This window comes from Bremerella sp. TYQ1 (assembly GCF_020150455.1).
Classification (GTDB): Bacteria; Planctomycetota; Planctomycetia; order Pirellulales; family Pirellulaceae; genus Bremerella; species Bremerella volcania_A.
This window is the reverse complement of sequence record NZ_CP083740.1, coordinates 1318073-1343287: the sequence shown is the minus strand read 5'-3', so window position 1 is coordinate 1343287 and position 25215 is coordinate 1318073. Positions and strand designations below refer to the sequence as shown.

Annotated in this window: 14 protein-coding genes; 12 read left to right on the top strand and 2 right to left on the bottom strand. The window is 56.5% G+C overall.

Going from position 1 to position 25215, the window contains the following annotated elements; all coding sequences use genetic code 11:
• The first annotated feature begins 132 nt into the window (after window positions 1-132).
• From LA756_RS04830 to LA756_RS04800, 7 genes are all read left to right on the top strand, one after another.
• A complete protein-coding gene (locus LA756_RS04830) occupies window positions 133-792 on the top strand; it encodes a hypothetical protein (RefSeq protein ID WP_224438744.1) in 660 nt (219 codons plus the stop codon).
• The gene (locus LA756_RS04825) at window positions 789-1967 is read left to right on the top strand and encodes an AAA family ATPase (RefSeq protein ID WP_224438743.1); all 1179 of its coding nucleotides are present in this window, start codon (window positions 789-791) and stop codon (window positions 1965-1967) included. Before LA756_RS04830 ends, LA756_RS04825 begins: the two co-directional genes overlap by 4 nt.
• Complete coding sequence (locus LA756_RS04820; protein ID WP_224438742.1) at window positions 1964-2683, top strand: hypothetical protein; 720 nt, start codon at window positions 1964-1966, stop codon at window positions 2681-2683. Before LA756_RS04825 ends, LA756_RS04820 begins: the two co-directional genes overlap by 4 nt.
• Entirely contained in the window at window positions 2673-5423 is a 2751-nt protein-coding gene (locus LA756_RS04815; protein ID WP_224438741.1) for a hypothetical protein, read from the top strand. Before LA756_RS04820 ends, LA756_RS04815 begins: the two co-directional genes overlap by 11 nt.
• Complete coding sequence (locus tag LA756_RS04810; RefSeq protein WP_224438740.1) at window positions 5423-8236, top strand: hypothetical protein; 2814 nt, start codon at window positions 5423-5425, stop codon at window positions 8234-8236. Before LA756_RS04815 ends, LA756_RS04810 begins: the two co-directional genes overlap by 1 nt.
• A gap of 485 nt (window positions 8237-8721) precedes the next feature.
• Window positions 8722-10617 (top strand): DUF1592 domain-containing protein, encoded by a 1896-nt coding sequence (locus LA756_RS04805; RefSeq protein ID WP_224438739.1) that lies wholly within the window; start codon window positions 8722-8724, stop codon window positions 10615-10617.
• Between the two features lie 33 nt (window positions 10618-10650).
• The gene (locus tag LA756_RS04800) at window positions 10651-11994 is read left to right on the top strand and encodes a DUF1552 domain-containing protein (RefSeq protein WP_224438738.1); all 1344 of its coding nucleotides are present in this window, start codon (window positions 10651-10653) and stop codon (window positions 11992-11994) included.
• Between the two features lie 14 nt (window positions 11995-12008).
• Here LA756_RS04800 and LA756_RS04795 read toward each other — a convergent pair whose 3' ends face one another.
• On the bottom strand, window positions 12009-13385 hold the full coding sequence (locus LA756_RS04795) for a hypothetical protein (protein WP_224438737.1): 1377 nt from the start codon (window positions 13383-13385) through the stop codon (window positions 12009-12011).
• Window positions 13386-13435: 50 nt separating this feature from the next.
• Window positions 13436-16402, bottom strand: coding sequence for a PVC-type heme-binding CxxCH protein (locus LA756_RS04790; protein WP_224438736.1), 2967 nt, complete (start codon window positions 16400-16402; stop codon window positions 13436-13438).
• Between the two features lie 275 nt (window positions 16403-16677).
• On the opposite strand from LA756_RS04790, the gene cls reads away from it, so the two are divergent.
• From cls to LA756_RS04765, 5 genes are all read left to right on the top strand, one after another.
• On the top strand, window positions 16678-18144 hold the full coding sequence (gene cls / locus LA756_RS04785; protein ID WP_224438735.1) for a cardiolipin synthase: 1467 nt from the start codon (window positions 16678-16680) through the stop codon (window positions 18142-18144).
• A gap of 35 nt (window positions 18145-18179) precedes the next feature.
• A complete protein-coding gene (locus LA756_RS04780) occupies window positions 18180-19577 on the top strand; it encodes a glutamate decarboxylase (protein ID WP_224438734.1) in 1398 nt (465 codons plus the stop codon).
• A 3-nt stretch (window positions 19578-19580) separates the two neighbouring features.
• Window positions 19581-20447, top strand: coding sequence for a hypothetical protein (locus LA756_RS04775; protein ID WP_224438733.1), 867 nt, complete (start codon window positions 19581-19583; stop codon window positions 20445-20447).
• A gap of 203 nt (window positions 20448-20650) precedes the next feature.
• Window positions 20651-23734: a PSD1 and planctomycete cytochrome C domain-containing protein gene (locus tag LA756_RS04770; protein WP_224438732.1), complete on the top strand. Its 3084-nt coding sequence runs from the start codon at window positions 20651-20653 to the stop codon at window positions 23732-23734.
• Window positions 23731-25212: a DUF1501 domain-containing protein gene (locus LA756_RS04765; RefSeq protein ID WP_315858342.1), complete on the top strand. Its 1482-nt coding sequence runs from the start codon at window positions 23731-23733 to the stop codon at window positions 25210-25212. Before LA756_RS04770 ends, LA756_RS04765 begins: the two co-directional genes overlap by 4 nt.
• Window positions 25213-25215: the final 3 nt, after the last annotated feature.

Genomic DNA, 25215 nt, shown 5'->3' with positions numbered 1-25215 from the left:
CATTCCCCACGAACTTCCTCGTTCGTCGGGGTGTCCATACGGGACGAACGGAAAACTAGGACGGAACCGTGATAGCTGCGTTCCTCTAGCGATCCGTCGTTCGTAAAGCCAAGGGACCGATCAGGAACATTCGTGCGAGATGAGGTCGTGCCGTACGTTCAATTTCTGGAAACGCTTCTCAGCGAAGGTCGTGCGGTAGTACCTCCGCTCGAGCCACTGACTGCCGCCCAGCGTGAAGCGGGCGCACAACTGCTCGCGCGAGTCGAACCACTTCGCCGCGCCGAGTGTCCCAGTCCCGTGCCTGCGTTTCATCTGTCGGCCGCCGCTTGGGCCGCCGAGCAGTTTTGCCTGGCATGCCAGTTCGCGATCTTTCGCGACGTGGGTGAAGAAGAAATCGGCAAAGCGTTCGCTGCGTCGTTCCCGGACGGCATTACGGCCGAAACCTATTACTCGGTCGATCTTGTCTTTCGCTTTTTGCCTGACCTGGCTCGGTTTGTTTCAGCTGCTTCGAAGGAAGACCCTTTGGCGAACGTCCTGCGGCATTGGGCTCGGCAGTGGCCGTTGTCGTCGGTCGGCATGTGCGACGTCGAGTTGCCTGACGTACAGCTGCTGATCGACCATCCCGGACTGATGACGATGTATATCGATCGCATTGTTGCTACCGGCGATAAGTCGCGGCTTGAAGACCAACAAGTTCGCGAACATGTCCTTGCCGCTGCCGGCATGTATCCCGAATTGGCCCCCAAGCTGCCTCTCAAGAATTTGCTGACTGAGAACGGAGAAAAAGTGTGAGCGTGGTTCCTTCGACCGATGAAACGGCCCAAATCCTGCAATTGGGCGAGAAGCTTTCGCAAAGCGTGTTAGAACCGATGAAAGAGGCATTCGTTGGTAAGGACGAGATTATCGACCTGCTGGGGATTTGTCTCGTGGCGCGCGAAAACCTGTTTATCCTCGGCCCGCCTGGGACGGCGAAGAGCGCGCTCGTGCAGCAATTAGCGCGGCGGATCGAAGGCAAAGTGTTCGACTATCTGCTGACGCGTTTCTCGGAACCGAACGAGATCTTCGGACCATTCGACATTCGCAAACTGCGCGACGGCGAGTTAGTCACCAACACCGAAGGGATGCTTCCTGAAGCGACGTTTGTCTTCCTGGACGAACTGCTCAACGCCAACAGTGCGATTCTCAATAGCTTGCTTCTGGTGCTCAACGAACGCATCTTTCGTCGTGGACGCGAGACACGCCACTTGCCGACGCTGATGGTAGTTGGGGCCAGCAATTGTTTGCCGCAAGACGAAGCCCTTGCCGCGTTGTTCGACCGATTTCTGCTTCGCGTTCGGAGCGATAACGTTCATCGCGAAGAGTTGGCATCGGTCCTCAGTGCCGGTTGGAAGCTGGACGCCCAGCAAGGGGAATTGAACGCCGAGATTAGCGTCGACGATATCCGCCGGTTGAATTCTCTGCTGCGTCATGTCGATCTTTCGACGGTGCAGTCAACGTATGTTGAACTGGTGCATCGATTGCGGCATGTCGGCGTGGAAGTCTCGGACCGACGTGCGGTGAAGCTCCAGCGAATCTTGGCTGCAAGTGCGCTGTTGTGTGGTCGGTTGGATGTCAATCGAACCGACCTGTGGGTGCTTCGGCATATCTGGGACACCGAGGAACAGCAAGACGTGCTGTCGGCGATCATTGACGACGTGCTTCGCGAGGCGACGCCTGAAGAAGTCGCCACAAGCCATCCACGCAGTCAGGATAACGACGCGCCCGACGCAGAACGTTTAGCGGCCGAACTCGAGCGGATCGAAGCCCGGATCGAACAGGGAGATCTTCCCCGCACCGATGTGGCCTACGTTCGTGATCAACTCGGTTTGCTGGCCGCGCGATGCCAATGGGTTCGGGAAGCTCAGCAGCGAACCTATTTGGAAGAAACAGTCAACAAGTTGCTTGCACGCGTTGGAGGGGAAGCGTGACCACGCTGGTTTGGACGCTTAAATCGGACGATGCCCAACTGCTTGGCAGTCTTCGGACCGAACCGAACTTGGAGGTTTGCGAGAGCGCCCAAGGCGTTTGGGTTCGCTGCAAAACCCCGAGCGAAGAATTGCAGTTGCGATTCATGCATCTGCCGGCCGTTCAAAGCGTGGTGACCAATGATGGTCAGTTGATCGAACGCGGCACTCGGGTACCGTGGGGCTACATGCTTGAAGGCCCCTGGCTGCCGATCGCCCATTGGTTGAGCGTCAACGTGCCGATCGCCGCATTTGGTGGAACTGCTCCTCTGCCCTTGCCGCTGCAATTGACGCCCGACGAAAGTTACCGCACTGCTGCGCTGCTGAGATCCCACCGCGACGCATGGATTTCCTATGCGTTGTCGGCCCCGCAGATGCGGCTCGATCGATTGGCTTTCGCGGCGGCCGACGACGATACGGTACTGATCCGTGGTAAACCGCTTCCACCGATCGCCGGGACACGGTTTGTGGTGCAAGGGCACGTTGCAGTGGAAGCTGGTTGGACCTGGTCGCCGAGCGTTTCGGTCGAAGTGGTCGAGAAAGTGCTGAACGTTACCGAACGCCAGTTGGCGATCCTGTCTCCTAACTCGGAGTGGATCGTGGTTGCGGCCGACGACTTTGTGCAAGCCACGCGGTCCGCGGTGCGTGCCACTTGGGAGGACTGCCCCGATGCCGTCTGACGTCAGCAAAATCCAGCGTTACCTTCTGCCGGCCGAACGTTCGTTCTGGAAATGGTCGTACGATGGAGAAGTGATCTGCTGGAAAGACGGAACCACGATCGTCTTCCGAGCCGAACTCGTACAAATTCTCCAGCGGCTCGCACCGATGGGGCTTCCCTCGTTGTCCAGCTTATTGCTCGTTCTCTCGGCGCTCCGTGACGAGTGGAACGGATCGATTGCTGACGTCGTGGAAAGTATCGTTGTCTTCGATTCGCAGGACGATACCGCGTCGATCGTCGAAGAGATCCTTGTCGGTTCCCACGGGCTCGGTAAGCTTTCGTCGCTGCCCAAACGCCTGCGCGGCTCGACCGAAGAGCGTGCGATGATCTGCCAGGTCGTCTTCGAACGCGTTCGCAGCGTCGTCGGCCCGGCTGAAGCTTCCGAAGTGGTCGAGCACCTCGAACATTCGATGGACGAAGTGCTTTCGTCGTTCGAGATCAATCAAAATACCTACAAGCCACGGCCGCTGATGACGCTGGCCGATCTGCGGCAATTGGAACGCGGTCTGCAAGCGATCGACGCTGATACGATCGACCTGCGGCTGCGAACGTCGCTCGATGTCGTTCCGCAACCGGCCGAAGAGATCGAGCTTCCCCAGTCGCAGCAAATGCGCGGTTTGCTCGACGAGTTGCAGCACGATCAAACGCTGGAAGGGGTCGCCAAACTGGCTCGGCAGTTGATGGCGGCTCTTTCGCTGCCGAGGAAGATCTCCGATCCCGACGACGTCCCAACCGGCGGGATCTCGGATATTTCGAATCGTGGGTCGCTCGATCGGTTGATGCTGACCGAACTGGCCCACGACGACCTCACGCTCGCGGTTCGTATCAGCTCGAACGAGGCGTTGTACCTCCGTCGCGAATCGCCGCCGCAAGATACCTGGCGAGAGTTCACATTGCTGCTCGACGCCGGCATCCGGATGTGGGGCTTGCCGCGTGTTTATGCGACAGCGGTAGCCATGGCGCTGGTCGCCAACGCCGATCAGCACACCACCGTGCGTTCGTTTCGGGCGAAGCAGAAGGAGCTTGCAGCGGTCGATCTTTTGTCTCGCGAAGGAATCGTGACGCATCTTGAAGCCTTGCAAGCCGAAGCCCATCCCGGCGACGCGCTGGCGGCGTTTGCTGAAACGACATCCGACTTGGACGAAAGCAATCCGGTGCTGCTCACCACGCAAGAGGTCGTCGACGATCGGGCGTTTCAAGAGGCCCTCGCTGCGCAGTCATTCCGCACGCTGTATCTCGTCGTCGTGCAGCGCGATGGCTCGTTGCGGCTGGAGCAACGCAGCAGCCAAGGCCGAAAAATCTTGCGGCAATTGCAGCTCGATCTCGACGTGCTTACTCCGCACAAACCGGCCCAGTTGCCACCTCCAGTCGAAAAGCAATGGGCCAACGATCTACCGGCGATCTTCGCGATGCCGCAGTTTCCGCTGCTTTGTTCGGTGAACGTGCCGAACAACCAGTTGATTCACCTCAACAAAGAGGACGGCGTGATCGGGCTCACCAAAGATCGCCGTTTAATTCATTGGCATAAGCCGATGCAGATTGGCGCCAAGCAGCTTGCCGACGATCTGCCTGCCTCCAATTTGCAGTGGTGCTTTCACGACAAAGTCGAAGGCCTTGTCTACATTGTTTTGGTTAACACCGGGACGAAGGATCAGTACCTGCTCACGGTTAATCTTCATCATGGGACGAAGTCGATTGAGCCGTTTCCGAGCGACCATTTCATTCTGCCACTCGGACTGCGTGGTGGGGTGCTGCTGGCGCAAGAAGGAAATTTGATCCTTGCGTATGATCTTGAAACTTGTGACGTGATCGATCGCTTGAGCTACCCGACCGAATTCAAACATAGCGGCGGACGTTTCTTCCGTAATCCTCGCACCGATCAATGGTGTGCCGCGTCGTACGATGGTCGAACAATTCGGTTTGAAAATGTCTTCACCGAATCGTCTGACGAAACGCCTTGGCTGACGAGCATGATCGAATGCGACGGAGTGGAAGGGCCGATTGGCATCACGCATCGCGGCGAAATTTGCTTTACCGAAAGTGGCGAGCTGTGGGATGCCGGACTGCCCCGTCTGGGAAGCAGCCGGGCATTTGTCATCGCTCAGCATGGCAGCCGCATTTGCATTGGTTCGTCGGGACTCGGCAGCTACTTAGTCGACCTGCAATCACGCACCGCAACCGCTTTGAAGCAAAAGCAGGCATTGACTCAGTTGTTTGCCGCGACATCTCGTTTCATCACGCCGACCAACGTGCGGCATCGCTTTACGAAGATTTTGCTGCTTGAAAGCGAAGATGGCGTCGGCCGTTTGGCGCTGACAACGCGTCGCGGACAATTGATGGTGATCGACTGCGACGACTTTTACTTGAAACTGCGTTTCCCAAGAGAAATGCCTAACATCGTCGAACTTTCTAGTCGTAGTTTCTCGCCGCTCGACATTCCGGAAATCGGGTACGAACTAAGCCGTGCCGCGTGGCCCAATGGTAGCGAGGCGTTTCTCGACAGCCGGGGCATGCTGCATCTGCGTTCGGCTAACGGTCGAGTACCGGAAGTAACCATCGTGCTGACCGACGGCCATCTGGCCGGTTGGACTTCCGAAGGTCGCGTGTTTGGCCAACAATATTTTACCGGCAATCAGGCCCATCGGCTCGAGAAGCAAGTCTTCGAGCAAGTGATCCTTGGTTTCGTACGGGAGCTTCTGTGATGCAAGCCACCCTGCAAATTCAGTTCACCCCCAAACGGCAGCGCGGCACATCGTGCTGGTACGTCAACAGCGGCAATACGTCGGATTGGATTCGCGCCGTCGTTGAAGGCTACGCCGCCAAGCATCACGATTCGCTTCGGCTATTACCGCTGCCGACTGCCGCGGACGATCGTAGCCCAATTGGTGCTATCTTGTTGTCGAAGCAAACTCCTAGCCACGCTCCGACAAGCGCCTGTTTGCCCTACGGAGAAGCAGCATCGCGCGTGCTGTTGCCGATCGAAGCGAAGTTTGATCCGGCCATCACTGCGGCAGAACTTGAAGCAGAATTGTCTGCCGAGCAAACCTACGTCTGGCATCCTGTCGTCGGGCTGATTGCCTTCGAAGCGGCCGATCAACTGACGCTGGCCCATTTGTTAACGGCTGCGCCACTGACAACAGCCAGGTTCGATCGGGGTGAGCCTGGGACGCGGCTGCCGAACACGTTGGCATCCATCGTACCCGCTATTCCGCCGGACATGAAGTTGGTGATGGAAGATGGTCGCGATGGGATCGGCACGAAAGGAAAAGATCTCGATCAATTGCCCAAGCCGGAAGGAGAACCGCAGCCAGGGATGGGCAATTCGCTCGGTCGCATGGGGCTGTCGGTGTTCGACGCAGGGCTGAATCTGGCTTCTGCCGCGGGACCGTTTGTCGAGCGAATGTTTGGCCCTACGGGGACTGGCGCCGGAAGTGGAAGTGGCGAGAACTGGCTTTCGCAATGGAAGCAGTGGACCCAGCAACGATTGGATCAGTTGAATCAGGCCACGTTGTCGCAGCGCGATAAAGAGATCAATCGCCTGATGAACTTGTTAGAGCAAAACCCCGACGAAGGTTTGAAGTGGGCGCTGCCGATCGGTGGCGATGCCCACCGCGGGTTGGCTTCTCCTTCGAGTCATTTAAGTCAGCGCAATCCCTATTTCAGCCTCGGCGGGATCGGAGCCGGCGGGCCTGCCGATCATTGGGATTTGTCGTACCAGCGACAGCAGGAACTGCAGCGCAAATACCGTGAGCTGGCCAACCGCGAGATCGGACTGGGGCGGTATCGCCGAGCGGCGTACATTTATGCCGAGCTGTTGGCCGACATCGAAGCGGCTGCGAACGTCTTGAAGCAGGGTCAGCACTGGCGGGAAGCGGCAGTGCTTTACCAAGAGCGGCTCAAGCGTCCGTTGGATGCGGCCGAGTGTCTGGAACAGGGTGGGCTGTGCAGCGAGGCGATTGAGTTATACCTCGAACACAAGCGTTACCTGAAAGCAGGCGACTTGTACGTTCAGCTTCAACAGCAAGACGAAGCCGACAAGTGCTTCGAACTTGCTGTGAGCGAATGTCGTTCACGTCGCGATGCGCTGGGGGCGGCAAAGATTTTGGAAGAGAAGCTGGCCAGCGTACCTCGGGCCATCGATGCCCTGGACGATGGCTGGCCGCACAGCGATCAAGCAAGCCAATGCCTCGAGCAATTGTTCTTGCTCTTTAAGCGGCACAGCATGCATGATTCGGCAAAGAAGAAGATTTCCGAATTACGCACCCACTACGCCCCGCCACAGCGGCAAGCTTCGCTTGTTGATGTTTTGGCCGACAACGCCACGAAGTATACCGACCGAGAAGTACAAAATCTGGCGGCTGACGCGTGTCGTGTCGTCGCGGCGAAAAACCTGAGCACGTCGCGGATTGTCGATCGCCATCGCATTTTGCAGGCCATCAAACGGCTTGAGCCAGACGACCGTCTTCTGGCGAGAGATTGCCTACGCTTCGCCAAGCAGGAAACGCCGCTGCGCAAGATCGCGCCGACGACCAACCTTACCATTGATCCGCAGTTGGACCGCACGATCAAGATCCGCGAAACCACGGCCCAGTGGAGACCAGCTGCCACGGTGACATCGGTGAACGTGATCTTTCATATGATGTACCTTCCCCAAGAGCGGAAAGCACGGATTTACCGGATCGCGTGGCAGGATGGTTCGCAGGATTTTCTGGAGTTCCAGACTGGTCCATATAGCAACGGCAAGACGCCAAACGTTATCGCCGACCCGAACCGTCCGAACGATTTGTTTCTGTGGAGAGAGAGTTCAACGAAACTTCCACTTCCGGTGGAGAGCTTTGCTCCGACCGACGAGATTCCTTTCGAGACAAGAATTGTAGATACCGGTCATGCCGTGATGGGCACTGCCATCGCCCCGCATGGTGAGATCTGGCGTCTGCTCCACAATGAAGGGGACGTCGATCTGGATGGGTACACCCGGAACGGCAACTTGGTCGGTTCAATGCTTGTGGGAAGCTATGCCGATGAGTTCGAGCCCTGGCTGCCGGAAGATGGAAGTTCGATTCCGATGTGGGCAAGTTCCAAGCATATCTATATTGGTTTAGGAACGTTGCTGCGAATCAACGAACAGGGAGATTCATGGCGTGAAGTGGAGTTTGATAGCAACATCATTCGCCTGACGGGTTCGTTTCCCAATACACGTTCGCGCTTGCTGATTTCCTTAGAGCAAGGCGCCATGATCTCCTGGGACGATAACTTCGATGGTCGAGAAGTGGCGTTTGCTCGAGAAATGGAGCGACCATTTCTGGCGTTCACGCGGAGTGGTCACGTCGTCGCGGCGTCGGGAAAGAAGTGCCAGATCCTCGCAACGCGAAATGACAAGATTGAACTGATCGGCGAGATCGATCTGCCGTCGGAGGCCTACGGGCTGGTGACAGGGAACGCGCCGGAAGAATTTGGCATCGTTCAGGAGTATGGCAGCATCGCCATTTATTCCTGGAAGAAACATTCGCACTAAGGGCAGCGAATTTCACCTTTGCGTAGGGAGCTTGAGGCTCCCTTGTTTCGCGAAAAGCAGGCTGAGTGCACCATTTTAAAAGAGTCTGCGCACAGTTTGCAAGAAGTATTAGCGAACTGTTACGGTTCGATCCGCTTACGAGTCGAAAAGAAGGTGAAAACTGCGCGATAAACGGGCGGAAATAAGGGAAGAATACGCGACCGTTCAGGGTGATCGGACGTTTTCACAACGACGCTTGGACAGTCTGCTACAATGTGCAATGTGTCTACCTGAACGGAAGTTGAGTCCCGCTTTCGGAGGACGCGTAACCTGTGCCCGCAAAAGGGTTTGCATTTCGATCTGGCCTAAATGTCATTCCTGGGATAGGATGAACGGTCCCCCCTCGAATCCTTCCCCGCTGAAATGCTTTCCCACCAATGCGCTTCCTTGCTCAAAAGTCGTGTTTGTACGCAGCTATTTCGCTTGCGGTCATCTCCGTAACGTGCATGCCTGACAATGGTTACGGCGAAGAGCTCTCCCCCGAGATGAACAAGTGGGGCCAGCGTTACGCAAAGGATATCCTGCCGATCATCGAGTCGAAATGCCTCGATTGTCACCAGGGTGCCGAGTCGGAAGGCGAGTTCGACTTGGGCGGCTTCATGACCGCCGACACCGCCGCCAAGGGGGGCGACGTATGGGAACGCGTGGCCCGACGGATCCGCCAGAACGAAATGCCCCCCGAAGGCAGCCCCGGTCTGAACGATCAGCAAAAGGGAGCGTTCTACGGCTGGTTGGACTCGCGACCTGATCAGAAGCTGTGCAACCAGTTGGCCTCCGACGAAACGCAGGCATGGTACCGCGGCCATGTGATGAGCCGCCGGCTGACGCGAACCGAATACCGCAACGCGGTGCGTGACCTGGTCGGGCTGGAGCTCAAGCCGGAAGAGCTTCCTCCATCCGATGGAGCGGGAGGTGAAGGATTCGACACCGTCGGCGACGCATTGTTTACTTCGCCGATTCACTTGGAAGCCTATCTTGGCGCGGCCGATCGAATGATCGAAACGGCGTTGCCAGAGACCGCCGACGGGGCGTCGGATGCCGTGCGTCGTGCACGCGAACAGATTTTGATTGTCGATGCCAAGTCACCGGAGGATCGGGACGCGGCTCGAAAAGTGATCGCGGCGTTCGCCAAAAGAGCATGGCGTCGCCCGATACATACAGAAGAACTCGATCGGCTGATGATGATTTACGACGCGGCACTCGCGCGGAAGGCCTCGTTCGTCGCGGCCGTTCGGCAGCCGCTGAAGGCAGTGTTGGTTTCGCCCCACTTTCTGTTCGTCGTCGAATCCGAACCGGACGCTGGCGGGGTTCAGCGGATCACGCCGCATCAATTGGCAACGCGGATGGCTCTGTTCATCTGGTCGTCGATCCCGGACGAGCGGCTGATGCAGTTGGCAGACGAAGGCGCGTTGTACGACGAAGCAGTCGTACGGGATGAAGTACGCCGCATGCTCGCCGATCCAAAGGCGAACGCACTGGGCGAGAACTTCGGCCTGCAATGGCTCGGACTACGAGACTTCGGCAAGGGAACCCGTCCCGACGCCGAGGTGTTCCCGCAGTTCAGCGAGGAACTTGCCGCCGACATGCGAGAGGAAGCAGTACGAACGGTTGCTGGCGTTTTCCGCGACGATGCCCCGCTGACCAACTTGATCGATGCCGACTACCTTTACGCGAACGGCCGTTTAGCACAGTTTTATGGCCTGGAATTATCGCCTGATGCGGACTGGCAGCAAGTGAAACTGGCCGACCGGCAACGCGGTGGGGTGATGACGATGGCCAGCGTTTTAACTTCGTCGTCCTACCCACGCCGAACAAGTCCGGTCCTTCGCGGCCGTTGGATTTTGGAAGAGGTATTGGGATCGCGCGTTCCGCCACCGCCGCCCAATGTACCAGCGTTGGAGGAATCGCACGAAGAAGGCAAATCGCTTACGCTTCGCGAACAGTTAGAGATTCACCGGAAAAAAGCAGAGTGTGCGAGTTGCCACAATCGGATGGATCCGCTCGGATTCGGTTTGGAGAACTTCGACGGCATCGGTCGTTGGCGAGACACCGACAACGGTCAACCGATCGATTCGGAAGGGAAGCTTCCGTCCGGCGATACGTTCAACGGACCAGAGCAACTGAAGACCGTCCTGATGAAACGTCGCGGCGAGTTTCAAAAGCATTTCGTCCGCAAGCTGGTCGGTTTCGCGTATGGGCGAGAGCTGAATAAGTTCGATGCCTGCGTGGTCGACGATTGTTTGAAACGGCTGAAAGAACAAGACGGCAAAGCAGCCGTGCTGATTGAAGAGATCGTTGTTTCGTATCCGTTTCAGCATCGATACTTCAAAGCGAACAAATAAAACACCTTCCTGCTTTGGACAGGGAATTGCGATATGAAAAAGAAAATGCCTCTCTCGCGTCGTCGGTTTTTGCAAGGCTGTGGCGTGGCGTTAAGCTTGCCGTGGATGCCGTCTTTGGCTCCGCGAATGGCTCGGGCTGCCGAGGCTGGAAAACCACCAGTTCGTTCGGCGTTTCTCTACTTCCCCAATGGCGTGTGGGAGAAGGATTGGGTACCCGAGAAAACTGGGAGCGATTACGATCTGACCTCTTCGCTGGAGCCGATCGCCGATGTTCGCGACGACGTTTTGGTGTTGACGGGGCTGGACAAAAAACACAGCCATGGTGGTGATGGTCACTACGCGAAGACCGCCAATTTCTTGACGGGCATGCCGGTGACGAAGACGACCGGAAAGGATATCAGCAGTGGTGGTATTTCGGTTGATCAGCTGATGGCTCAACACGTTGGTGGGAATACGCCGCTTCCTTCGTTGGAACTAGGCACCGAGCCGGTCATTAGTGGAATCGATAGTAACGTCGGTTACACGCGTTTGTATGGTTCCCATATTTCGTGGCAGTCGCCAACTCGTCCGGTCGCAAAGGAAATCAATCCGCGTTTGGTTTACGAACGCTTGTTTGGTAAAGCGATGTCGCCCGATTCGGAAAAGGCGGAGTCGTACCAGAACTTATTAGACTTTGTGCTGGAAGATGCCCGGCGTTTGCGTCCGAAGCTGGGGCGTGACGATCAGTTCAAGATGGACGAATACCTCGATTCGGTGCGTGCCGTCGAGAAGCGAATCGAGTACGCGACCAAAGGCGAAAACGGCGATTGGCAGCCGGACGTGGACGAACATGTACTGGCGGCTTCCAAGCCTGGGGTGCCAGGCGACTTCCGCGATCACATTTCGATTATGCTCGACTTGATCGTGTTGGCGTTTCAAACCGATTCAACACGCATCGCAACCATGATGTTTGCTAACGACGTCTCGGGAAGAAACTTCTCGTTCCTCGATGGCGTCCAAGGTGGCCATCATCAGCTTTCGCATCATGAAAACAAAAAGGAAAAGATCGAGCAGTACCAACGCATCAACCGTTGGCACGTCGATCAATTTGCCCAGATGCTTCGCAAGATGCAAAGTATTCAGGAAGGCGAAAGCACGCTGCTCGATAACTGCATGGTGCTCTTTGGTTCCAGCATGTCGGACGGCAATCGCCACGATCCTGACAACTTGCCCATTCTGCTGGGTGGTCGCGGCGGCAACACGCTGAATAGTGGCCGGCATTTGGCCGCCGAAGGCATGGTGCCGCTATGCAATGTTTACCACGCGATGCTCGAGCGAATGGGAGTCGAGGTCGAAGCGTTCGGCGATAGTACCGGACCGCTGAAAGACCTGGCCTAGCGAACGCGAAGCCTTTATTGGGGCTTCAGCAATTTCGTCAGTGCGTCGATGAGTACCTGTTCCGATCGGGCCGAAACACGCGACGCTGGGCGACTCGTTTCGTATCCCCCTTCGCTGTAGGCGACTTCCGTTCCGATATACCCTGGCGCGTAATCGCCGTAGGCGGCCATCGCCACGAAAAGATCAGGACGCATTTCCTGGGCAGCCAGTTGATACTCGACGAACAACTCGCCAGGCATGTGAACGACTCGGGCGTTCCCCAGGGTTAAGCATTCGATGTCGATTCCGTCGCCGGCATCGTGACGTCGTTTCCAAGCCAGTTCGCGTGCCGCCTGAAAATGGGTCAGTCGATCAAGTTCCTTGTTTTGCAGTTCGGCGATAGCGTCTGATTCATTGATGTACGGCGAAAGTGGTAGCAGGACTTCGACCGATTCCATGCTTACGTCGCTCGCTTGAATCGGTGACTTTTCCGTTGCCTCAAAAGCCTTTCGCATGCCGTCTTCAACCTTCGTGGCCAGCACGGCGCGGTTTTCCTTGGCACCGTCGTTCCACTTGCCAGCGCCGATGTTGCCTCCGGCTCCATTGAAATGGATGTGGAACGTGCCGGTTTGTTCTTCACGTGCATTGCGAGCCATGCCAGGGAAGTCAGGGTTGGCCATTCCGGTGCGGTAATAACTTTGCGGGTGAGTCGCGTAATAGGTCATCACGATCAGCGGCTTGTCTTCGTTCCAGAAGCTGATGGCTTTGCATAACGGATCGATCAAGCCGACTGGCTTCCCACGAATTTCAGGATTCTTCGTGGCGGTGTAGCGGACGTACTTCACTTTGCCATCCGGTCCAAGAATGCGGCGGTTCGACGCGACTTCGTGGACTTCCGCTTTGCCCACACCAACATGCGTTACCGGTTGCAGCGAAGCGATCGCGGACTTGGCGGCTTCGGCGGCACGTTGCTGCACTTGAGCAATAAATTCGAGGTCGAACATGTCATAGTCGAGGTCGAATTCGTCAAAGACGGCCTGGGTAGTGGCATCGCAGCGTGGAGCGTCATGCTGATGAATCGCGTGGATGAGTACGTTCTCAGGCTTCGCTCCAATCGCTTCGGCAATTGCCTTCTTGAAGTGCTTTTGAGAATCGCTTGAAACGCCCAGCCAATCGATCGAACACAGCACGTATGTTTCATTCGCTTGAAGGATGACACCTTTCATGGAAAGGGGCGACTGGATTCCCTTGGTCGGATCGTACGCCAACGGGCTGCCGACCGGAGGAGACGCATCGATCGCGAAGGAGGCTACCTTCAATGAATCGGCGGATGCCGCATTCAAGGAAATGCCCAAGAAGCTAAACGCGATCGTGAAAAGGGTGAACCGAAGTAGCAATTTGGTATGCATCATATCGTTGACTCGAAAGGGACTGAGAGGCTTGAAAGGGGCGGGATGAGGGGCTATTCCGATTGGGTGAGAAACGCGAGCAGATCAGCCATGGCCTGATGATCGATCACTTTTTCGAGGCCCTCCGGCATCAGCGAAGTGCCGGTGCTGCGAAGTTGATCGATGTCGATCCGCAGAATGGTTTCGGCTTTGTTGTCTCCTTGGACCAGCGTGATGGCGGTCGATGTTTCATTCGTGATGATGCCAGAAATGTTCCGCCCGTCGGTGGTCAAACAGAGGTAATTCATGTACTGCGGATTGACTTCGGCGTTGGGCTGAAGCACGTTCACGAGGATCGCTTCGGCACCGCGGTTTTTCATAGCAGCCAGATTCGGCCCGATCGGATGTCCTTGCCCCTGGTACTGATGACACGCAGTGCAGTGCTTCGTGAATACTGCTTGACCCCGCTCGACATTCCCCTTCAGTGAAAGGGCCGCGCGGTAGTCGCTGACGATCTTTGCACGGTCGGAATTGGTTTGTCCCTTTAGAATGTCGGCGAGCTTTCCATTCTGTTCATCGTTTAAAATTGATTTCAAGCTTGCCAGTTGCGTCAAGTTGACATCGGACGAGGCGATACGTCTGTCGGCAATGGCATCGATTAGCTGGCCTGCCCAAGCGGAACGAGACGTAAGGACTTGAGCCGCCTGAGTTCTTAGCCCAGGCCCCAAGCTGGGCCATCGATCGAGCAGCAGCTTTGCGACTTCGGGTGAATTGGTCCGCTGCATGGCTTGCAGGGCGGCCGTTTGAATGGAAAGGGGCTGCGTTGGTTGAAGTAGCTCATCGAACAGATCGGCATCGAAGTCTGCAAAGCGAAGCACTTCGATCGCACGGATACGATCTTCGGTGGTTGCTTTTTCATTCAGTGAAGTTTGGTGGGCATCGCGAATCATTTCGGCGATCACCATTTGCGATCCGCCGGAGGTTGCCTTGGCAAGCTGCTGAGCAAGCGGGCTGCCGGGGGAGGCATTCAGTTGTTTGACGATGGAAGTAAACCGTTTGGGCTGTTGGGTACGTAGCTGCGGAAGTAGAGCCACCAGCACAGCGATGTCATCTTGCCGCTGCTGTTTGCCAATCTGCCGGGTAACATCGTTTAGCAACGCGTCGGATTCGGGTGGCTGCTGCAGGTACTGAGCAAGGAACTCCCCTGCCCCTGTGGCAAGCGAACTTTGGATGGCCGCACGGAAATCTCGATCGTCTGCATCCGACTTGGCGATCTGAGTCAGGACTGCCGCTTTTTCCTGTGTCGGAAGGTATCCTGCGGAAAAGGCGACCTGAAATCTCACCTTCGGATTGGTATCGGTGGCCAGCTTTTCCAGCTTGTCACGGAGCGATTTAGACGCAGCCAGATGCGATTCGCTGAGACGTACCGCATGCTGACGAACGCGCGGATGCTTATCGTCCATGGCTGCGAGAAGCTGGGTTGGTGTCAGTTGATTCAAGCCATCGAGAGCATACAGGGCGAGCAGTTTCGCCTCGGCGGTAACGTCCTTTTCAAGCAAATCGATCAGCGCTGGCGCTGCGGTCACGTCTTGGCGCTCATAGATCAGCCGAGCGGCCGTTTCGCGTTGCCACGAATTAGGATGGTTCAATAGGCCGACCAATTCCGTGGAAGATAACCCCGATAGCTTTGTCGTCGGTCGACGTTGAAAGTCATCTCCCACGATACGGTAGATCCGTCCCCGGTCACGTCCACTGGTCAAATCAAGATGCTTTTTGATCATCTCTGGAAGTGATTTGGGGTGCTCGATCACTTCGCGATACATGTCGGCAACATACAGCGAACCATCTGGAGCGTTGGCGTACTGCACCGGGCGAAACCAGATGTCGCTGGAGGAAACGAATTCTGAATTTTCGTCGACACGAACGCCTTGATAGACAATTCCGGTATCGACGAGTTGTTTTCGGTGAATCAGGTTGCTACCGACATCGCCCACAATCGCCATGCCTTGGTACGCTTCCGGCCAGCCATCGCCTCGGAAAAGCGTTACGCCGGTCGCTCCTGTGAAATAACCGGCCGGACGCCCTCCTCCTTCGACCACGCCAGGGACAATTTTATTGGCACGAAGTCTGGTCCGAATCACGCGCCAGGCCTCGACAGGGCTTGTGCGATAAACTTCCGCTTGGGGGCCGTCGGTCGCAATGCTGCGGCGAACCGGAGGAGCGGCCAAGTAAGGATTCCGAGCCAGGTAGCGGTCTTCGAGCACCACTTGTTGCAGGTGATCGCTATTGCTGCACGTGAACTTTTCGCCCCAGCTGTTCATGCTCATCCCGTGCTGACCGCCGCCACTGATCGGGGTAAGGTCCATCGCCAGCGGATCGATCGCGAAGTCGCGACCCCGCAGCGAAACCGGCTCGCCAACAGGATTGCCGTCGACGACTTTTTGAAGGTTCGCACCGCTGGAACTTGTCACGCCATGAATGCGGTTATCGAGTCCCCACTTGAACGTATTCATCAGCCCTTGAACGTTCGACTTGCCGAACCCGGTGAAGACCACTTGCCGCTCGTCCGCTTGGCCATCGTTGTCGTTGTCTTTGAGCCAAATGATGTCAGGCGCCGCACCGACGAGCACGCCTCCGCGTGTACAGCAGATGGCAGTCGGCCATGAGAAATCCTCGGCGAAGATCGTACTCTTCTCGTACGTGCCGTCATCGTTGGTGTCTTCCAGAAGGCGAACGCGGCCTAGTACGTCGCCGTCGTCTTCGGAGTAGCCTCGCATCTCAATGACAAACAAACGGCCGTCGGCGTCAAATGCCATCGCCACAGGGTCGACCACATTGGGCTCGGACGCGGCGAGCTCGATGCGGAAGCCGTCGGCGACTTGAAACGCTTCCATCGCTTCTTCTGGCGACCGAGGTGCGATCGGTTTCAGTTGATCGCGGTAATCATGCTCTTCCGCAAAAGAGCGATTCGCGGGACTACTTAACAAAAGAAAGCTGAGCAGCAGAACGGCACACAGAGAGATATAACGAGGTATCATCATGGCCAAAAAAATTTGAGATAGCAGGTAGGATGTGATCGGCGGGGCGAGCTAATGGGTACAGTCCGCAGAAATGGAACAAGCGAACCGATCCTGCGAGTTTAAGGCTTCTTCTCGCCGTTGTGAATGCAAATCTTGAACTTTTTCCAGACCAATTGCCGAAGCTAAGGCAGTCCGATCGTGACGGCGCGGGATGGCCGTTGGAGGGATCGGACTTGCTCGATACTACGGAGATTCGCTTCCTCAAGTAACGTTACCGCAAAGGTCGAACCGCTCGAATGACCAGCTTTTTGCTTCATCCCGCATCGCTCCTGTGGATCCTCCACTGGTCGCTGGTCCTCGGGCTCTCCGTTCGCGTCATTATGAAACGCCCCTCGACTGGGGTCGCAATGGCGTGGATTCTGTTGATTGCCCTCGCTCCCTTTTTTGGAGCGTTAGTCTATTTGCTGATTGGCGAACGTCGCATTGGTTTTCAACGAACGCGGCGTCTGCGTTTCCTGCGCGGCGAATATCGCGAACTGGCCGCCGATGCAATGCAAAGTGGAACAAGAGGCATCGCGTGGGAACAGCTTCCAGCGTGTGCCGCGGGCATGGATCACCTCGGAGATCGTCTCGCCAATTGCCCCAGCACACGTGGCAGTCAACTGCAGTTATTCTCTGAAACCGAAGCGATGCTCAAAGCGATCGCAAACGATATTGATGCCGCGGAAAAAAGCGTGCTTATGGAGTTCTACATCTGGCAGGCCGGAGGAGTCGCCGATGAAGTCCTCGAGGCTGTCATTCGAGCCTCCAAGCGAGGCGTGTTCTGCTGCGTGTTGATTGATGCCCTGGGGGCTCGACCGTGGTGGAAAAGTTACCAACCGCGGCGACTACGCGAAGCAGGCGTACATCTCAAGGAAGCATTGCCGGTCGGTATTGTTCGCACATTTGTCGGCCGCACCGATTTGCGACTGCACCGTAAGATTGTCGTCGTCGATGGCCGCACCGCTTGGACCGGGAGCATGAACCTGGTCGATCCTCGCTACTTCAAACAAGATTCGGGAGTAGGCCAATGGGTGGATGCGATGGTTCGCGTTGAAGGCTGTGCCGTTGCCAACCTGGCCGCAACGATGCTGGGTGATTGGATTTTGGAGTCAGGCCAATCGGTGGAAGCACTGATTGAGCAAGCCAAGCTGGAAGCGGTCGCGCCGACAGGCGATACCGTGATGCAAGTCTTACCATCCGGTCCCGGCGAATTCGGCGACACGCTACTGCAAATGGTTCTTGCAACGATCAACTCGGCTCAAGCAACGTTGACGATGACGACCCCCTACCTCGTTCCGGATGAATCCTTACTACGTGCCATTCGTGGCGCCGCATCGCGTGGTGTGAAGGTTCAGCTAATTGTTCCAGAGAAAGTCGATTCGCTGCTGACCCGCTATGCGAGTCGGTCTTATTTTGTGGATCTACTGGAATGTGGCGTCGAAGTCTATTTGTACCGTCGTGGCTTACTACACACCAAGTCGATCGTCGCGGATCAGTCGGTCGCGATGTTTGGCACGGTGAACCTCGATATGCGAAGCCTTTGGCTCAATTATGAACTTGCCCTGTTCGTTTACGACGCGTCGTTCGCGACGCAGTTGTTTGAACTGCAACAAACGTATGTCGCCAATTCTGACCGCTTAGATCCCGACACATGGTCTCAGCGTTCAGTCAAAGAGCGATTCCTGGAAAATACCTTTCGGCTGGCTAGCCCGCTGCTTTAACGATCATTGACGTTCCACCTTAAAAGGAAAGTATAATGGCCCTCCACTCCAAAAACACCGTTCGCGAATTGTTGGACGATGACATCTATGCCTCGAACGATCTTTCCGTTCAGGTTCCCAAGTACAAGTTCCCCGCCGACGAGAAAGACCCTCGCCATGTTTACTCGGTGGTGCATGACGAGTTGATGCTCGATGGCAACTCGCGACAAAACCTGGCCACGTTCTGCCAGACTTGGGTCGAACCGGAAGTCCATAAACTGATGGACGAGTGTCTCGACAAGAACATGGTCGACAAGGATGAGTATCCCCAAACGGCCGAAATCGAAGCGCGTTGCGTGCATATGCTCGCCGATCTTTGGAACTCGCCTCATGAAGCCAACACCGTCGGATGCTCGACAACAGGATCGAGCGAAGCCGCAATGCTCGGTGGCATGGCCATGAAACGCCGCTGGGAAGCCAAGCGGAAGAAGGAAGACAAGTCGATCGACAAGCCGAATCTGATTACTGGCCCCGTCCAAATTTGCTGGCACAAGTTTGCTCGCTATTGGGACATTGAACTCCGCGAGATTCCCCTGGAAGGGGATCGCTTGATCATGACTCCCGAAGAGGTCCTCAAGCGTTGCGACGAAAACACGATCGGCGTCGTGCCTACGCTTGGCGTGACGTTTACTTGCCAGTTTGAACCAGTCAAAGCAGTTGCCGAGGCGCTCGATCAATTCGAGAAAGAGAACGGCATCGACATTCCGATTCACGTCGATGCCGCCAGTGGTGGCTTCCTGGCTCCGTTCTGTGCACCGGAACTGGAATGGGATTTCCGCTTGCCACGCGTAAAGTCGATCAACAGTTCCGGCCATAAGTTCGGTCTTGCACCCCTGGGTGCCGGCTGGATCATTTGGCGTGAGGAGACCGACTTGCCGGACGACCTGGTCTTCTGGGTGAATTACCTCGGGGGAAACATGCGCGACATCGCGCTGAACTTCTCGCGACCTGGTGGACAGATCGTTTGCCAGTACTACAACTTCCTGCGACTCGGTAAAGAAGGTTATCGCCGCATTCATACCGCTTGCTACGATACGGCTCAGTATTTGGCCAACGAGATCTCCAAGCTGGGACCGTTCGAGATCATTTACGGCGGTGAAATGGACAACGGTATCCCTGCCCTTTGTTGGAAAATGAAGGAAGGCGTCGATCCTGGTTTCTCGCTCTACGATTTCGCCGATCGACTGCGAGCCCGGGGCTGGCAAGTGCCTGCGTACTCGCTTCCCGCGAATCGCCAAGATCTCGTCATCCAGCGGATTCTGGTTCGCCATGGCGTCAGCCGCGACTTGGCTTCGCTCTTGTTGGACGACATGCAGCGAGCGTTGGAGTACTTCGAGCAGCACCCGATTCATGCTCCCCTGACCGAAGAGGAAGCATCTGGGTTCCATCATTAATCGATGACTGATTGTCCTGTCCATCACGAAACCCCGTCGCCGGAATGTATCGAGGCGACGGGGCCGTTTCCATTCGTTACGCACCGTGTCTACCGACAGCGAAACGGACTGGTGCAGCGCTGGCATTCGCGGCATCATCGCAAGCAGTTGCGGCCGCCGGAAGAACCATCGACCGTTTCGCAAAGCATGGTCGACCGGTGGGGATTGTGGCTGCCCAATTCATTGAACTGGTGGATTGGCTTGGTGTTCGCAGTAGGAGCCCTGCTCTTTTCAACGGCAAGCATCATGGTGCTCGGGCATTTTGCCGAAGACGGGGCCAACCTGGTTTATTTTCTGGGATCAATTCCTTTCACGGTCGCGGCCTATCTGCAACTTTTTCAAGCGGCCAACACCGACGCCCTGCCCGACGAACCCGATCGCAGCCATTCGCGCCGCAAGCTGGTAGGATGGCGCCCCCACGACGTCGGTTGGCTAAGCTGTGCTCTTCAGTTCGTGGGGACGATTCTATTTAACTTCAATACATTCGACGCCATGTTGCCGTCGCTCAATTGGTTTCAAACCGATCTCTTAGTTTGGGTTCCGAACTTTGTTGGCTCGATCCTGTTTCTCGCCTCTGGCTATTTGGCGTACGCGGAAGTCGTTCATCAATACGTCGGCTGGAAGCCAAGGAACTTGTCGTGGTGGATTGTCTTTATCAATCTATTGGGCTGCATCGGCTTCATGGTCTCGGCCGTGTTAGCATTCGGTTTGCCAGGGCCACCGCACCCGCTGGTGGCGACCCTTTCGGTCGTCTTTACGCTACAGGGGGCGATCTGTTTCTTTCTCGGTGCCCTGTTGATGTGGCCGGAAGCTGCCCAGTCTGCGAACTAACCTCAACGACTACGTTCCCAAAAATGGGCGGGTGATATCGCGAGGCACTTGGTGCAAAATGGGCGTAGTCTGCCGATTCGCGAAGATTCTCTAGGCAGAGTATCGCCTGATCTGCTATTGTGTAGTTGAGTTGCAATTCTCATCAGAATTCAATTCTTTCCCTTTCGCCTTCCCTGCCCAACTGCTTTGTCGCCCAATTCACCATGCGGATATTTGCAGCCTCCCTGTTCCTCTTCGCGCTGACTGTGTCGGCGGTCTCGGCCGAAGAACGGATCGATTTCAATCGTGAAATCCGACCAATCTTGTCGGATCGCTGCTTTCAGTGTCACGGCCCGGACGAAGAAGATCGTCATGGTGGGCTACGACTCGACCATCGCGAAACGGCCATCGCCGAAGCGGACTCTGGCAGCATCGCCATCGTGCCAGGCAAGCCAGACGAGAGCGAACTGCTCCACCGAATTCTGTCAGACGACGAATTCACGCAAATGCCTCCCCCAGAGGCGAACAAGAAACCGCTGACGAAGCAAGAAATCGAAACGCTTCGCAAGTGGATCGCTCAGGGCGCCCATTGGTCGCCGCATTGGTCGTTCGTGCCGCCGACACGTCCCGATCTACCGCAAGTTGAAAACAAAGATTGGGCAAAGAACCCGATCGATCACTTCATTCTCAACCGCTTGCACGAACAAAGCCTCGCACCTTCGCAAGAGGCCGACAAGCGAACGCTCATCCGCCGCGTAACGCTCGACTTGATTGGGCTTCCACCGACGCCGCAGGAAGTGGAAGCGTTCCTTGACGATGATTCGCCTGACGCCTACGAGAAGCTGGTCGACCGGCTTTTGGCGTCGCCGCACTATGGCGAACGGATGGCTTGGCCCTGGCTCGACGCGGCTCGGTACGCCGACACCAACGGTTATCAGGGAGATCCTGAGCGAACGATGTGGCCTTGGCGAGACTGGGTCGTCGACGCGATGAACGACAACATGCCGTTCGATCAGTTCACCATCGACCAGTTAGCCGGCGACCAACGACCCAATGCCACGCACGCTCAGGTCATTGCCTCGGGCTTCAATCGCAACCACATGCATAACGGCGAAGGGGGGCGTATCGCGGAAGAAACACGTGTCGAAAACGTCTTCGACCGAACCGAAACGACCGCCACCGTCTGGCTCGGGCTTACGTATACCTGTTGCCGCTGCCATACGCACAAGTTCGACCCGATCACCCATACCGAATACTTCGCGCTGTACGACTTCTTCAACCAAACTTCGGAAGCAGGGCGCAATTCCCGCGGGGCTGTTCCGCCGACGGTCAGCTACGTCAGTCAGTCGAATCAGCAAAAGTTGGATCAGTACGAGCAACAGCTTGCGAGCCTCAATCGCACTCTCGACGCCGCCGACACCGCAGCCGATGCGGCTCAGATTGTGTGGGAAGAAAAGCAACGCCAAACCCAGCCATGGTCGATGCCCGAGATCATCGAGCTGAAAACGGCCGGCGATTCCAAGCTGACTCAACTGGAAGATGGTTCGCTCCGTGTCGAAGGAGCTCGACCCGATCAAGATGTTTACACGATTGTCGCGCGAACCGATCGGCAAAACCTAAGTGCCATCCGGCTCGAAGCGCTCGCCGACGAAAAAGCCACGCCAGCCAAAAGCACCGGCCGAGCCGAGAACGGCAACGCGGTTCTCAGCGAGTTTGAGGTCTTCATTCGACCGCTGGAAAAGCAGAACGACGAAGAGGCGAAGCTGACCATTGCTTCAGCCACTGCCGAGCACGCCCAGGGAGGCCATCCGATTGAAGCCGCGTTCGATGGCGTTTTCACCGGCGGCGGAGGTTGGGCCACCGAGGGGTTCCGTCGCAAGGAAGACAACACCGCCATCTTCCGCACCAAGCAAACCTTTGGCTTCGAAGGGGGAACTGAGATCCGCTTTGTTCTCCACTGCGAGTCGAAGCATATCGCGCACACGTTGGCACGCGTTCGTCTGTCCGTTGGCAATGGCGAAGGGGAAGAGTCGCTTTCGCCAGAGGAAATCAACATTCTTGCCAAGCCACTTGAAACCCGCTCTGCGAACGAAGCTCGCCAACTGCGTCGCCTTTTCCGCCGTGAGTTTTATGAAGGAAACAGTCCCAGCGGCGAAACTTATTCACAGATTGCCAAACGCATCGAGCAGGTCGAATCCTTCCGCAAAAAGCTGCGCGACTCAGTCGACAAAATCAAAGTGATGGTGATGGATACCATCGGTCAGCCGCGGGAAACGAAGATCTTAGAGAAAGGGCTCTACGATAAACCGATCGGCGATGCCATTACCGCAGGCGTCCCGGAAGTGCTTCCTCCCCTGCCCGCGGACGAGCCACGGAATCGTCTGACGCTTGCCAAATGGCTCACCGAACCAGAGAACCCGCTCATGGCGCGCGTGATTGTGAACAGGTATTGGCAGCTCTTCTTCGGTCAAGGGCTCGTTTCGACGTCAGAAGACTTCGGCACGCAAGGGGTGCCGCCGACGCATCCCGAGCTTCTCGACTGGTTGGCAATCGAATTCCAAGAGAGCGGCTGGGACGTGAAAGCCATGCATCGGCTGATTGTGACCAGCGCAACATATCGGCAATCAGCCCAGCAAACCGAAGCACTTCGCGAGCAGGACCCGGCCAACAAATGGCTGGCTCGGCAGAACCGCTTCCGTCTGCCGTCGTGGATGCTCCGCGATCAAGCACTGCACGTCAGCGGGCTGGCTTCGCTGGAACTGGGAGGCCCTCCGGTCAAACCGTATCAGCCTGACGGCATCTGGGCCGAAGCGACATTCGGCAAGAAGAAGTATGTGCAAGACAAAGGGAACGACATTTATCGCCGTAGTTTGTACGTGTTTTGGCGGCGAATCGTCGGGCCAACGATGTTCTTCGACGTCGCCAATCGGCAAACGTGCTCGGTAAAGACCGCCATTACCAACACGCCGCTGCATGCGTTGACGACGCTCAACGATATCGCCTACGTCGAAGCGGCTAGGGGGCTCGCCACACGTGTCATTCACGAAAGTGACGATCCTTCGCAGCGGATCGAAAAGATCTATGCCTACCTCCTTTCGCGGCCGCCGACTGATCAAGAACGCGAAATCGTCCAGCGCCGGATCGATCTTCTGGAAAACGAATACAACGGCCACCCAAAGCTTGCCGAACAATTGATTGCCATTGGAGATTCGCCCGCCGACGAGACCATCCCTGCCGTCGAACTGGCTACCTACACCGCGCTTTGCAATGCACTGATGAACTTGGACGAGGTGCTGAACCGACCATGATGAAGCCGCAATTCTCGACACCGCAGAAAGACCACGCCATCGCTCTGACGCGCCGCCAATTGCTTGGCCGTGCTGGGATTGGTTTGGGCTCGATTGCGCTAAGTTCGCTCCTCGGTGGCAACTCGCCTGCTGAAAGTTTGCCGGCCGCTGGTAGCGACTCGTTCATGCTTCCGCACTTTCCACCGAAGGTGAAACGGGTCATCTATTTGTTCCAGAACGGTGCCCCTTCGCACGTCGATTTGTTCGACTACAAGCCGAAGCTGCATCAAATGCACGGCACCCAGATTCCCGACGAAGTGGTCGGCGGCAAACGCTTCAGCACCATGACCGGCGGACAAACGGCACGCCCTTGCTTGTCACCGATCACGAAGTTTGCCCAGCGGGGTAACACAGGCACTTGGATTGCCGAGGACTTCCTGCCGAAGACCGCTGAGATTGTCGACAAGCTCAGCTTCGTTAAGTCGATGCATACCACGCAGGTCAATCACGCCCCTGCGATTACGTTCTTTCTGACCGGAGCGGAAATGGCCGGTCGTCCGAGCATGGGAGCGTGGCTGACCTATGGGCTGGGATCGGAAACGCAAGATCTGCCGGCCTACGTGGTGATGACCAGTCGCGACAAAGAAGCCTCGTGCGGACAGATCTTCTACGACTTTTACTGGGGCAGCGGTTTTCTGCCGAGCAAGTATCAAGGCGTTAAGTTCCGCGGTGCCGGCGACCCAGTTCTTTATCTTTCCAACCCCAACGGCATCAGTCGCGAGATCCGCCGAGGCTTGCTCGACGACCTCTCGCAGCTTAACGCGATGGCCGCAGAAAAGAGTGGCGATCCAGAAGTGGCTACGCGGGTCGCTCAGTACGAAATGGCCTACAAGATGCAGGCCTCGGTGCCGGAGCTGACCGACTTCACCCAAGAGCCGCAGCATATCCTTGATATGTATGGCCCCGACGTGCAGCGAAAAGGTTCCTATGCTTATAACTGCCTGATGGCACGTCGCCTGGCCGAACGAGGCGTGCGGTTCATTCAGCTGATGCATGCCGGATGGGACCAGCATCGCAACTTGAATACGCAGCTCAAAATTCAATGCCAGGACACCGACGCTCCCAGCGCCGCACTTGTGAAAGACTTGGAGCAACGCGGACTGCTGGAAGACACGCTGGTGATCTGGGGCGGCGAGTTTGGCCGAACGCCTTTCCTGCAAGGATCGATCGAAGCAACTAAAACGTGGGGGCGCGATCATCACCCCTACGCGTTCACGCTGTGGATGGCTGGCGGTGGGGTGAAGCCTGGTGTCTCGCATGGCGAGTCGGACGAATTCGGCCACAACGCGGTCGTCGATCCGGTTCACGTGCATGACCTGCAGGCCACGATTTTGCACCTGCTAGGTATCGATCACGAAAAGTTTACTTATCGGTTCCAGGGCCGCGACTTCCGTTTGACCGACGTGCATGGGGAATTGATTCACCCCATCTTGGCGTAGCTG